The sequence below is a fragment of the Algoriphagus sp. 4150 genome, assembly GCF_031457395.1.
Lineage (GTDB): Bacteria > Bacteroidota > Bacteroidia > Cytophagales > Cyclobacteriaceae > Algoriphagus.
Genome location: NZ_JAVDWS010000017.1, coordinates 103,485 through 116,356, shown reverse-complemented (window position 1 = coordinate 116,356; position 12,872 = coordinate 103,485). Strand labels below are relative to the sequence as shown.

The following is a 12,872-nucleotide window of genomic DNA, read 5'->3' as shown; positions in this document are numbered from 1 at the left end:
GCATGAATATGAAAATTTAACTTCTTAGCGTTTTCTTACCCTTACCTAAAAATATAAAAATGAAGTGACAGAAAAATTATAAACATATGAAAAAACTTTTAATTCTGCTGATAGTTGTCAGCTGTTTCTTTAGCCCAACCTACTCACAAGTAAATAAAATTCCTTATACGATTAAAGAATTGGATGGTAAAATGAGAGATCAATACCATTCGATCCTAGGTTATGATGCAAATGGTTTTTACGCTTTGAAGACTAAAACCAAGGGAGTCGCTATTTATGGGATTCCTATGGGAATCAAAGCCGAGATTTCTATTGATTATGTAAATCAGGATTTAGAAGTTGAGAGAACCATTTTATTAGAACTTGCAGACGCAAAAAACAGTGTCGAGTTTCTTCATTTTGTGGAAGATCAAAATATCCTTAAAATAGCTTACTCAAGTTATAATGATGAAACTACTAAGCTCTTCATTGGTGATGTTGATCTTAAATCAGGGAAAGTATCTAATGCGAATCTTATTTTTTCAGAGTCAGGAATGGATAGAAGGGGCACTTTTGACTTAACTGAATCTTCGGATAAAAGTATTTTCGGCTTGTTTTCTATAGTGCCAAGCAAGGAAGGAAAATTGGAATCAAAGGTGTTTACAGCTGCTTTTGATTCAGAATTCAAGCTACTAAAGCAAAATCTAGTCATCATACCTCTTAAAGCCAAATCAAGCACATCAACTTTGAGTGCAGTATCGGGACTCTCTGCCTTGACAAGTCGTACTGAACTGATAGATCAAAATGGAAATATTAGTTTTTTGATTCGTATTGGGGAATCAAAATTAATAAATTTTGGAATGCCTGAATATAACTATCATGTTATAAAGATATCTGATGAACCCGGGAAATTTCAGTCCACCCATATAGGAAAAGATGAGTCGTATTTTTTGAAAGGGGCCTTGCTTAATGAGGACGAAAATAGAAATATCATTTGTGTAGCAAGTTATTCAGAAGAGAAAAACGTGCATCATGTTGTAAGAGGATTAGTAGTTTATACTATGGAGTCAGACAATTTTGAAGATATTAAAACACAGAAAATCGAATTTTCAGAAAGTCAAATATCTCAAATCCTACCTAGAAAAGGGCAAACTATAGCAAGGATTGCTTCTGGATATTTGAAAAAATCTTCAAAAGCAAATGCCATATTCTTGAATTTGAATTTCTCAAGGATAAATTCCGATGGAAGCATCAGCTTATTTTCAGAACTTTTTCATTCTTATTATGTCCAATCTAGCAAAACAGAAATTGCTCGAACTGTTAAGCTTGGAGGGGATATTTTTGAAATGAATATTTCAGATGGACAACTGAATTCTATCACAACTATTGAAAGAGAGTTCAATGGGGATATCGCCTATATCCAAGGCTCGTATCTACATGGAATGGTAGATGGAGAGGATATTTTAATGTTTTTAGATACTGAAAGTTTTGACTTAAAGTATGCTATAAGAAATGAATTTGGGGAATATAAGGAAAGCTACATTCCTAACATCAAAAAGAATAAAGACTTCAAAAAAAGAATAATATCCTATCACTCATTTAATCTTAAAGATGATCGATACCAATATTTATTCATGCGAAATAAGTCAAAGTTTTATATAACAAAATTAGATTTGGGTCAGATATTAAATTAATCCACTTCAAAACTAAGCTTCATAGTGATGGAGGCTGTTTTGTTTTTGTCGGCGGTATTAAAGGTGCCACCCCAAGAATAATCTTCCCCTGAGTTTTGGCCTGTGATCTGGAAGATTCCCATATTCGCTGAGATGAGGTTGCCGAGGTCTCCCTTGGAGTTTTCGGCAATCCGTTCGGCTCTGATTCTTGCATCCTCGGTCGCTTTGGCTATCATTTCCAGTTTGAGAGATTCTAGTTCTGTGTAGTAATAGCGGGGCGACTGGGAGTAGAAGGCTATTCCCTGATTCAGCAATTCTGTTATTTCACGGCTGATTTTCTCTACTTTTTCTATTTCCTTGGATTCTATCTTTAAGGATTGGTTTAGTGTGTATCCATCAAATGTCTGTCCGAGATATCTGCCGTCATTGGAGTAATTCTGCTGATATTTTGGATTGGTGTTTACTGCATTGAAAATCAGTTTCTCGGCAGGAATACCTTTTGATATCAAATAGTCAGTTACGAGCTTTTTGTCTTTTTCAAGGTCAGCATAGGCAGATTTCAAGTCGAAGCTTTCACGGCTAAAATTGCCTTCCCACACCACCAGATCCGAGGTGAAATTGCTTTCACCCAAACCGGTGACATTGATGGTGCCCTGAGGTCGGTTTCGGTTGATCACTGCATTGCCGAGAACTATTGATGCGATGACGATTGCTAGGGCAAAAAGGATTGCGGAGAGATTGTTCTTCATGGTTGTAAAAATTAGATCCAGCATCTAGGTAACAAATAACCCGCCAAGTGACGGGGTTTAAGAATGTTTAACTGTGGATTAAATTGATTTCCGAAAGTTCCTTCCTATCCGGTTTGTCCCTGCTAGAATCTTAATAAACCCGCTGCTTGAGATCTTGCTCTTTAGGATTCTCCAGATCAATCAAATAGCCATTTACAACAGCATATTTTCGGACCCCGTCTTTCTCCAAAAAGAAATTAGTGGATTCTCCCATTTTCCAGCCGAAAGGGAAATTATCAGTACTTTTTAAAACCAAAATCGGAAGCTGATGCAACTCATCTTTTGCGCCGGCGCTAATTTTCACGGCTATATATCCTTGTTTTAAAAGATCCAGTGCTTTTGCCCTGTCTAGGTCATTCACAGATTCAAAAACAGTTTCATAGACTTTACCCTCCCCATAGCTCAATCCCGAAGCATCAAATTCCTCCAAGCCAAAGTACACCTGCATATCACCCAGATCATCTACCGATCCGGTGACGAAATAGGAGCCTTCTGCACTACTCTCACGTCTTCTGATTGCTAAGTCCATAGGAAAGTATTTTCCATTGGCCGGGATCTGCAGCTCATTGAGAAGCAAGTCTACCAATTTTAAATCATTGTCAGGAATCTCAAAATATTGTGTAGTAGTGTACTGTTCGTAGTCTTTGGTAGCGATTTGCTCCAGCGCATTAAGGATAATCATAAAATTCAGCTGGCGGATGTACTGCTTCTCCGGATCATTGGGATACCCACCGGATTCGATCAAAATGGTACTTGTTCCCCACTTGGTCATATTGTCGCCGAAAGCTCTGGGCTCAAATGCATCGTCATATTTTCCCACTTGACCCGGAATGACATCTTGGAGTATCTGATTCATTCCCACGATCGTCTGCATTGCCCTCTTCCTTACCTCATTTACATCTGTATCATAATTGTATGCAGGTGCCAGTACGGATATAGTAGCTTGCTTTGGGGTGCCTGATACATTATAATAAATCTGCTGATCGTGTAAGTTGAACCCAAACTCAGGGTCAAAACTATCCCTGGCCCCTTTTAAGATCACAGCTTCCGGTGAAATCTGCGAAATAGCATCCCGATTCAAATCGATATCAAGTGCATTCCTTCTTTTGAATACTTCTGCTCCATCAGGATTGATCATTGGGATAAACTTAAGATCCAGCTTTGATTTCAATAGATCCCGTAGTTCATCGTATTCATCCCCACTTGCTTCCAGAAAATTAAATAAGTCGAAAAGTGACATCGTAGCCGTGCTTTCATTTCCATGCATCTGGGACCATAGCATCACCTTGGTTTTGCCAGTTCCCCAATCCAAACTGGAAATGCTTCTTCCCTCCACCGACTCCCCAAGTGTGGTGATCCTAAAAGCAACCGAATGCTTCTGAATCAAGGGCTGAAGGTCGGCATGCCTGAATCTCCTGTGTGTGATAGCGGGTTCCTTGAATTGGAAATAGGCTGATTCAAGTGCCGCTACAGTAGCCGTGACTTCAGGTGCTGAGACTTTTGCTGTTTTACAACTAAAAGCGAAAATTAAAAACAGCAAAAACAAGCTGTTCGAAAGTTTAAATCTGGCTTTCATAATTTTTTCTATTTACCTTGAATAAAATGTAATTCTGCCTGTCAAACAAGAGTAAAGCCTTTAATTTTACATCAAATCGAATATTTTCCACAATGGACATATCTTATCAAGTTGTAGATCTTCCGCTAAAACATACATTCACCATCGCCCATCAAAGCAGGGATGTGCAAGATACCCTCATCGTAAAACTGCAAGATGGCGCATATTATGGATTGGGCGAATCTACGACAAATCCTTTCTATGGAATGACCATTACCAATATGATGGAAAGTTTGGAGAAATTCAGGCCTATCGTAGAAAAAGCTGAGTGGGAAACCCCGGAGGAACTTTGGGATCTTGGGAGGGAAATTTTTAAAGACAATCCCTTTGCGCAGTGCGCACTGGATATGGCGGTTTGGGATATTTATGCAAAAAAGAAGGGTCAAAAACTATACGAACTGCTGGGGCTGAACCCTTCCGATATTCCAATCACCAACTTTACAATAGGCATAGATTCTGTCGAAAAGATGGTCACAAAGATGAAAGAAGTTCACTGGCCGATCTACAAGATTAAATTGGGTACTTCTGATGATTTGGCCATTATCCGTGAGCTCAGAAAACATACGGATGCCATTTTCAGAATTGATGCAAACTGTGCCTGGAATGCGGAGCAAGCCATAGCCTATTCTGTAGAGCTGGAAAAGCTGGGAGTGGAATTTATGGAGCAGCCGCTGGGAAAGGATGATCTGGAAGGAATGAAGGAAGTATTCAAGCACAGCAAACTTCCGGTGATCGCAGATGAGAGCTGTATAGTAGAAGCTGACGTGAAGAAATGCCATGGGCTTTTCCACGGAATCAACGTGAAACTGGTAAAAGCAGGAGGAATCACTCCTGGCCTGAGAATGATCCATGAGGCAAAGAAGCTCGGAATGAAAACCATGGTGGGATGCATGACAGAATCTTCTGTAGGAATCACGGCAATCGCGCATATAGCACCCCTGTTGGATTATGTGGATATGGATGGAGCGATGCTGCTCTCACATGATCCTGCTAAAGGGATTGTAATCACACCTGAAAAAGTAATCTTTCCTGAGGGAAATGGAATAGGCGCTGAAATGGTTGGTTGAGCAGATAGAGCAACTCTCTAAAGATGGGGATCAGGATTCTGAATGGCTTTCCTCCTAACCTGATTAGTAGGTAACCCTTTGAAACTATAATTTGGTCTAAGCCAATAAATCGGAATCCAAATTTATTCTTGTTTTTGCTTATCATTAGTATTAATTTGGGGTGATTGATAGTAAAACCCAAAAATTATACTGTGAAAACCCAAACAAACAGTTTTTCCTCTAGGGATCCAAATACACTTTGGAAAATGCTTAGAGATGGGGAAAGAAATGGGTTAGAAGGTTTATACCGTCATTTTTCCGAGGACTTGTTTAGGTACGGATGTGCGAAGGGTTATGAAATTAATTTTGTGCAGGATTCCATACAAGAGGTTTTTATTGACCTATGGAAATACCATAAAAGTTTACAAAAAGCAGACAATGTAAAAGTCTATCTATTCAAATCCCTTACCCATAAAATGTATAGGGAAAGTAAGCGGGAAAAGAAATTTCTGACAGAGGATATTGAATCTGCACTGGAGGAGAATTTTTATATTGAGTCTGTCGAGACTCAGATCATAGATGCCTACACGGACGAAAACGTAAAAAAAAAATTAGCTAATTCTATCGATGCGCTCCCTATGAGGCAAAAGGAAGTGATTCTTTTCCTTTTCTTCGAAAAGCTTTCCTATGAAGAGGTTTCCAGTTTGATGGGCATCAACCTAAGCTCTGTATATACCTTGGCTTGGAAAGCAATTGGCAGTCTGAAAAAAGTGGTGTTCTTACTAAGTATTGCCATACTGCTGTAATAAGAATCAGCACAACTACTTACGCTATTTTTATTTCTCCACGATATTCATTCTCCCACTGTTTTTGAGGCGGTTTGAAGCCGTAGTAGATTTTCTAATGAATAATTCGGGTTTATTGCCTCGGAGATCAGTCAACAGTGGTTTGTACAGTGATTTCTTAGTCCGGCTTTCCAATTATTGATTAATCTCTTTATCTGATTTTTCATCTCCTCAAGCATTCAGTTTAACGGCAGAACCGAACCTCTACAGAAAAAATAAAATATTCTGATTTTGGAAGGATAGTTTTCTCTTTATATGGACTCCTTTATATGAATGCATATAATATGAGAAATAAGGAGGATTTTAAAGTTGAAGATTTTGTTCTGGATCCGGATTTCCGGAATTGGATACTTTTTCCTGAAAATTCGAATAAGAAGTATTGGACAAAATACCTAAAAGAAAACCCTTCAAAGTATCCTGACATAATTCAGGCAAAGAAGATCATCCTAAATCTATCCAGAAACACCCAAGAGGTGAGTCCGGAGCGACTGGAAAATACTTGGAATAATATCCATAAAGCTACAGCTGCCGAACAAAACCAAGAGGATGAACAAGACAATACGGTTCCATTGAATGCGGAGAGTACCATTAGGAACTTTGAACCGGAATATCTTAGATACATAAAGGCCAATCAACTCCTAAAATTAGCAGCCGTTTTGGTTCTGGGCGTGATGCTGGTGTATTTGGCAAGAATAGCATTTCATCAAAAAGCCGAATTTCAAGCAGGAATACCCGTGGTGATTGAGGATTTCAATTCTCCTCCGGGAGTGAAGTCTAGCTTAACCTTGAGTGATGGTTCAAAAGTAATTCTCAATTCAGGTAGTCGGTTACGCTACGTCAAAAATTTTGAGTCTGACCAGCGTCAGGTAGAATTGGAAGGTGAAGCATTTTTTGAAGTGGCAAAAGACAGTTCCCGTCCATTTCGGGTGAAAACAGGTCTTGTGATGACCACCGCAATAGGCACCTCATTTAATATCAAAGCTTATAGCGGGCTGCCTATAGATGTGTCGCTTACAACAGGCAGGGTAGAGGTTGAACTCAATTTTAAGGATAAAATGCTGATTAGTCTGATGCCGGGCGAAGCATTGAACATAGATGTAGAAAACCAGAACTCTAACAAAGCTCTATTCAATGAGGAGCAGGTTATTGCCTGGACATCAAAGACAATTTACTTTAAGGAAACCCCTTTTTCCGAGATTAAAAGGGTGTTGGAGAACTGGTATGGTGTAGAAATATACTTGTATAATGAGAGCTCACACGAAATAGAGGTTTCGGGAGCATTTAAGGATCAGACCTTAGAAAACGTGCTGGAAGGCTTAAGCTATTCGGCAAGGTTTGATTTTGAGATAGAAAAAGATCAGGTAAAAATATACTTTAAATAAACCTGCCTATGGGAAATTAAATCCGAAGAATAAATGGCCACGGGTGCTGTAACACCCATGACCATCAGTGTGGAATGGAACCGATTCTGTAAAATAATTCCATTCCCAGTTCATTTATTCAATAACAATAGCCTAAATAAACGACCCTAAAGATATGAAAAAATGTCTATTAAAGCATGTGCTATACATGACTAAGTTATTCTTCATTGCCTTTGTTTTTCAATGCCTTACCATGAGTTTTCTTTTGGCATGGAATGGCAATGCCCAGGTGAAAAGTATCGACGAAGTACAGGTTCATCTTTCCCTACACAACGTAGCGGCGGTTGAAGCTTTTCACAAACTTGAAAAAGCCACCGAGTTCAATTTTGTCTTTGCCACACGGGAGATTAAGGATCTTCCTCCCATTTCCTTTCAGAGCGAGGGTAAGACGCTTTACAATTTATTGTTGGAAATGGCCACCCAATACAAACTTAATTTTAAACAAGTCGACAGGAACATCCATGTAAAAAAGGCGGATCATACAGATCGTGCCCCAATTACCAGAGCTCCTAGAGAGCTCATAAAAGGAGTGGTGCGGGATCCGGATGGAGAACCCTTGCCGGGTGTGAGTGTATTGGTCAAAGGCTCAACCCAAGGAACCGCAACAGATATAGATGGGGCTTTTAGCATTAATGTGCCCGAAGGAGGAACGCTGAGATTTTCATTTATAGGATTCCTTACCCAAGAAATATTGGTAGGAAATCAGACTAACGTAGAGGTGGTTTTAGAGTACGATGATTCCTCACTTGATGAGATAGTCGTGACAGGGTATGGTACCCAGCAAAAGATCCAGATGACCGGAGCAATCAGTGCAGTCACTTCCAAGGATATAGAGAAAACCACCGCTACCACATCAGCGGAAGCCTTGGTAGGAAGGATTCCGGGTTTAACGTCCCGAACGACCAATTCCTATGAGGGTGATTCCAGACCAGGATCCAATACCCAGTTGCAGATTAGGAATATGGGAAATCCTCTGTATGTCATAGATGGAATCCCCCAGACCTCCGGTCAATTCAATAATTTGAATATTAACGATATTGATAAAATATCCATTCTTAAAGATGCCTCTGCGGCGATTTACGGAATAAGGGCGGCAAACGGGGTTGTATTGGTGACCACAAAAAGGGGAAAGGCCAATCAACCTCCTGTGATCAGACTCAATGGATACTACGGAATCCAGAATAACACCCGCTTTCCATTTGACCCTCCGGCAAATGCTTACACTTTCAAGCGCTCGCAGGCGGAGATCGAACAAAATAGAGGACAAACACCAACCATCTCTAGGGAAGAATTGGAAAAATGGAGGCTGGGTACCGAACCGGGATATGAGTCATACAACCATTATGACAATGTGTTTAACAATCCCAATGCAGGCCAATATTCCCTCAATGCCAGTGCTTCAGGAGGATCTGAGGACATCACCTATTTCTTCTCTGCCGGACATGTAAATCAGGATTATGTGTTAAAAGGCCATTCTTTTGACCGAACCAATATCCAGGCAAACCTAAAGGCAAGGCTGCACAAGGGATTATCAGTGGGCACCCAGATCAGTGCACGAGTTGAGAACAGAGAGAATGTGGCTATACCCGGGCGAGATGATCCGATTTGGAATGCACTTCTGGGCACGAATAGTTCCTGGCCTATGGAGAACATATATGCCAATGGAAACCCCAATTATGTAAATGGGAATGTAAGGTTTCTTACAAGATTGCCTTCCACATTTACTAGAGAGGTGGCTGGCTTTCAGGAAGATCAATGGTCAAACTTCACCGGTAACTTTTTCGCAGAATATGAATTTGATTTTGGACTTACAGCGCGGGCTACTTATTCCCATTCCAGAAAACTGAATACTTTCGAAAGACAGCGATTCAGCTATGATGCTTACATCTATGATCCTGAATCAGATAATTACATGGTCACGGATGGTTTTGCCAGTCCCCTCAGAACCAAAAACAGGACAATTATTACCGAGCAATTTTCTCAAATTCAATTGTCTTACTCCAGGGATTTCGTCAACCACAGCATTTCCGGGGTATTGGCTTTTGAGATAGCGGATACAGAAACTGATTTTGCAGGCGTAGAAGCCGTCCCTTCAAATAATTACTCTCCTCTGATCAATTTTATCGAGCTGAATAATTTCGAAAATACGTGGGCTACTTCCGCACGGACTTCATATGTGGGCAAGTTCTCTTACGATTATAAGAAAAAGTATCTTCTGGATCTGTTGGGAAGATATGATGGCTCTTATCTCTATGATCCGGATAAGCGCTGGGGGTTATTTCCGGGAATTTCTGCAGGTTGGCGGATCATTGCAGAGGAGTTTATGGAAGGGAAATTTGGATTTCTTACCGAACTCAAGCTGAGAGGATCTTGGGGACAAGCAGGGCAGGAGGTTAACATTACCCCATGGGGCTATCTGGCAGGAGCGGACTTCAGAACAAGTCAATATCTCCTAGACGGAAATGTGGTGACAGGAGCTAGACCAAGAGGGATTCCGGTCACCAACCTGTCGTGGGCCAAAAGTACCACGACGAATATAGGCTTGGAAATTTCTGTTTTTGACAACAAACTTTCCGGTGAATTTGATCTTTTTGAAAGAAGGCTAACAGGTCTGCCTGCAGCCAAGTACGATGTGCTGCTTCCCAGCGAAGTAGGGTATACACTGCCACTGGAAAATTTAGAATCGGAAGCGCTTCGGGGAGCGGAAGGTATGCTCAATTATCGGGGAGGAAATGGGCCTCTGACTTTCACCATCGGAGTGAATGCTACGCTGGCACGTCGTAGGATACTGGATCCATATCTGCCAAGATTTGGTAATTCATGGGATGAATATAGAAATGGTACTCAGGATAGATGGGCAGGTGTATCCTTTGGCTATGAGGTGATTGGACGTTTTAAGACGCAGGAAGAAATAGACAATCATTTAATCAATAATGACGGTCAGGGAAATACAACCCTGTTGCCCGGAGACTTTATTTACAAAGATTCCAACGATGATGGAATAATTAACGAAATGGATATGCGTCCCATTGGCTATAATCTCTATGATAATCCAATTCTATCCTATGGTATCAATGGGTCCGTGGAATATAAGGGAATCGATTTTTCCTTTGGGTTTTCCGGAGGGAGTTTATACTCATTCAGCCAGAACTTAGAGCTCAAATTTCCTTTTCAGGGAGGGCATAATTCGCCTGAGTGGCTGCTGAATGATCGCTGGCACAGAGCAGATTTGTATGATCCAAATAGTGAATGGATAGAAGGAAAATACCCTGTTCACCGCCAAAATTCAGGCCACGCAAATTACAGGCAAAGCGATTTTTGGAGGAGAAATGTTAATTATTTACGTCTTAAGAGAGTGGAGTTGGGCTACTCCATTCCACCAAAAATACTTAGTTCCGTGGGGATCAATGCAGCCAGACTGTACATGAATGGCTCCAACCTCTTCAGTTTTGATAATATGAAAGACATCCGTCTAGATCCCGAATTGGCCATTGATTCAGGATTGAGATACCCTACTCAACGGGTAATCACTGTTGGCTTTGATATTACACTTTAAACCCATAATGACTACACTCATGAAAAGTATATATAACTACTTATTAATAGCTCTTGCTGTTTTAGGGTTAGGATCCTGTGCAGACTGGTTAGAACGGGAGCCGCAGACTATTTTGACAGACGAGCAGGTATGGAGTGATCCTGAATTGATCACAAGTGTTATTTCTGATATATATAGCAGATTGCCAAAACACACAGATTTTACAGAAACCGGCAATTGCGGGAGTACAGACGTTTACTGTGGCTGGAAAGACTATGCAGCCTATGATGAAGCGATTTGGTCAGGGGTAAGCAATTTTGATTACGAAATCAGAAATAATATAATAAACTATCCATTCCTTAGGTGGAGCCTCTGGAATTATACCCTGATCAGGGATATAAATCTGGCAATTGAAAATATTGATAAAACAGAATCTGCAAAAGTAAATCCAACTCAAAAAGAGCAGTTCATTGCAGAATTGAGGTTTCTCAGAGCCTTAAATTATTTTGAATTGGTAAAGCGTATGGGAGGCGTTCCCATCATTACTTCTCAGCTTATTTATGATTTCAGTGGTGATCCATCTCCCCTTCGTCGTCCGAGAGATTCTGAGGAAGCTGTATATGATTTCATCAGAGATGAATTGGATGAGATCAAAGACAAGCTGGGAAATTCAGGAAGTCAGACTAGGGCAAATGGCTTCACCGCACTGGCGCTGAAAAGTAGGGCAATGCTCTATGCAGGTTCCTTAGCCAAATATAATTCAACGAATCCCATTGAATTACCGGGTGGGGAGGTAGGAATTCCCTCCGGCCGTGCGGATGATTATTACACCAGTGCACTCGAGGCAGCCAAGGAGATCATTGACAGTAATGTGTATAGTTTATATCAAAACAACCCACATCCGGGAGAGAATTTCTATGAAGCTGTCACTCAAAAATCCAATAACAACGAGGCGATACTGGTCATAGACTATAGTGCTTCCCAAGGATTGAGACATCCATTTACGTTGAATAATATTCCCCGGTCTTTACGATTGGATGTAGCGAATGTATCGGGTTCGTCAGCCATATCCCCATCGCTCAATTTGGTAGAAGATTACGAGTATTTAGACGGATCTGACGGTAGGCTGAAAGGAGTGGGGACGGGCAGCAATACGGCAGCAGGTCAGCAAAACTGGATTTTCTACGATCAGCCGCAGGATATATTTGAGAATAAGGATCCAAGGCTCCATGGCACGATCATCTATCCGGGGACAACTTTTGCAGGACAGCCCATCAATCTGCAAGCAGGTGTCTATGTATGGAATGAGGGTTCAAATAAGTATGATCGGATGGAAGGTACGCTAAACTCTACCTACTCTGATAATGGCACTCTTGTAGGAGCCGATGGTCCCATGAGAAATGAGAATTATGTCTCTGCCACAGGTTTTTACCTTAGAAAATATATCGATCCTTCTCCAAGTGGCGCCACCAGTTCTATCCAAAGTGATGTATGGTGGGTATGGTTTAGATTGGCGGAAGTGTATTTGAACGCCGGAGAAGCGGCGTTCGAATTGGGGTTGAGTTCAGAAGCGGTCTCCTTTTATAATGCACTCAGAGAAAGAGCTGGTTTTAACCCTGAAAGCTTGACTGTAGCATCGCTTACACTGGATAGAGTCAGAAACGAGAGAAGAGTAGAATTGGCTTTTGAAGATCACAGGGTCTGGGATCTCAAGCGTTGGAGAATTGCCCATCAGGTATGGAATGGAAACTTAGCTAGCGAGGATGCCATGAACTATTCATTGTTTGGCTACAGAATTGTCCATCCGGGCCATCCAAATCACGGAAAGTATGTGTATGATAAATTTCCCGCTCCCCGGCAAGTGGCTCCAAGATTTTTCAGGCTTGGAAATTATTACTCACAGGTACCTCAGGAGGTGTTGAATAATAATCCTGAAATAGTAAGAAATCCATTCCATTAACCTTAACTCT

8 protein-coding genes are annotated in these 12,872 nt (G+C 40.9%); 6 read left to right on the top strand and 2 right to left on the bottom strand.

Annotated features, from left to right (window positions below; translation table 11 throughout):
• Positions 1-86 precede the first annotated feature (86 nt).
• Positions 87-1,673 carry a hypothetical protein gene (locus tag J2X69_RS18990; protein ID WP_310106912.1) on the top strand — a complete coding sequence of 529 codons (1,587 nt, stop codon included), beginning with the start codon at positions 87-89 and terminating at the stop codon, positions 1,671-1,673.
• Here the strand turns inward: J2X69_RS18990 and J2X69_RS18985 are convergent.
• Together J2X69_RS18985 and J2X69_RS18980 are read right to left on the bottom strand one after the other, a co-directional pair.
• A complete protein-coding gene (locus J2X69_RS18985; RefSeq protein WP_310106910.1) occupies positions 1,670-2,401 on the bottom strand; it encodes an SIMPL domain-containing protein in 732 nt (243 codons plus the stop codon). The genes J2X69_RS18990 and J2X69_RS18985 overlap by 4 nt on opposite strands.
• Before the next feature lie 130 nt (positions 2,402-2,531).
• A complete protein-coding gene (locus J2X69_RS18980; protein ID WP_310106909.1) occupies positions 2,532-4,016 on the bottom strand; it encodes a M14 family metallopeptidase in 1,485 nt (494 codons plus the stop codon).
• A gap of 92 nt (positions 4,017-4,108) precedes the next feature.
• On the opposite strand from J2X69_RS18980, the gene J2X69_RS18975 reads away from it, so the two are divergent.
• The 5 genes from J2X69_RS18975 to J2X69_RS18955 all read left to right on the top strand — a co-directional run bounded on the left by J2X69_RS18975 (position 4,109) and on the right by J2X69_RS18955 (position 12,862).
• Positions 4,109-5,122: a dipeptide epimerase gene (locus J2X69_RS18975; protein WP_310106908.1), complete on the top strand. Its 1,014-nt coding sequence runs from the start codon at positions 4,109-4,111 to the stop codon at positions 5,120-5,122.
• 191 nt (positions 5,123-5,313) lie between these two features.
• Complete coding sequence (locus J2X69_RS18970; RefSeq protein WP_310106906.1) at positions 5,314-5,907, top strand: sigma-70 family RNA polymerase sigma factor; 594 nt, start codon at positions 5,314-5,316, stop codon at positions 5,905-5,907.
• 323 nt (positions 5,908-6,230) lie between these two features.
• Positions 6,231-7,328, top strand: coding sequence for a FecR domain-containing protein (locus J2X69_RS18965; RefSeq protein ID WP_310106903.1), 1,098 nt, complete (start codon positions 6,231-6,233; stop codon positions 7,326-7,328).
• A gap of 154 nt (positions 7,329-7,482) precedes the next feature.
• Entirely contained in the window at positions 7,483-10,923 is a 3,441-nt protein-coding gene (locus J2X69_RS18960) for a TonB-dependent receptor (protein ID WP_310106901.1), read from the top strand.
• A gap of 19 nt (positions 10,924-10,942) precedes the next feature.
• A complete protein-coding gene (locus J2X69_RS18955) occupies positions 10,943-12,862 on the top strand; it encodes a RagB/SusD family nutrient uptake outer membrane protein (RefSeq protein WP_310106899.1) in 1,920 nt (639 codons plus the stop codon).
• Positions 12,863-12,872 lie beyond the last annotated feature (10 nt).

Excerpts from the sequence above, each read along its gene's own strand:
- J2X69_RS18985 (WP_310106910.1), bottom strand. The coding sequence starts at position 2,401 with ATGAAGAACAATCTCTCCGCAATCCTTTTTGCCCTAGCAATCGTCATC.
- J2X69_RS18955 (WP_310106899.1), top strand. The coding sequence starts at position 10,943 with ATGAAAAGTATATATAACTACTTATTAATAGCTCTTGCTGTTTTAGGG.
- J2X69_RS18960 (WP_310106901.1), top strand. The coding sequence starts at position 7,483 with ATGAAAAAATGTCTATTAAAGCATGTGCTATACATGACTAAGTTATTC.
- J2X69_RS18980 (WP_310106909.1), bottom strand. The coding sequence starts at position 4,016 with ATGAAAGCCAGATTTAAACTTTCGAACAGCTTGTTTTTGCTGTTTTTA.
- J2X69_RS18965 (WP_310106903.1), top strand. The coding sequence starts at position 6,231 with ATGAGAAATAAGGAGGATTTTAAAGTTGAAGATTTTGTTCTGGATCCG.
- J2X69_RS18975 (WP_310106908.1), top strand. The coding sequence starts at position 4,109 with ATGGACATATCTTATCAAGTTGTAGATCTTCCGCTAAAACATACATTC.
- J2X69_RS18990 (WP_310106912.1), top strand. The coding sequence starts at position 87 with ATGAAAAAACTTTTAATTCTGCTGATAGTTGTCAGCTGTTTCTTTAGC.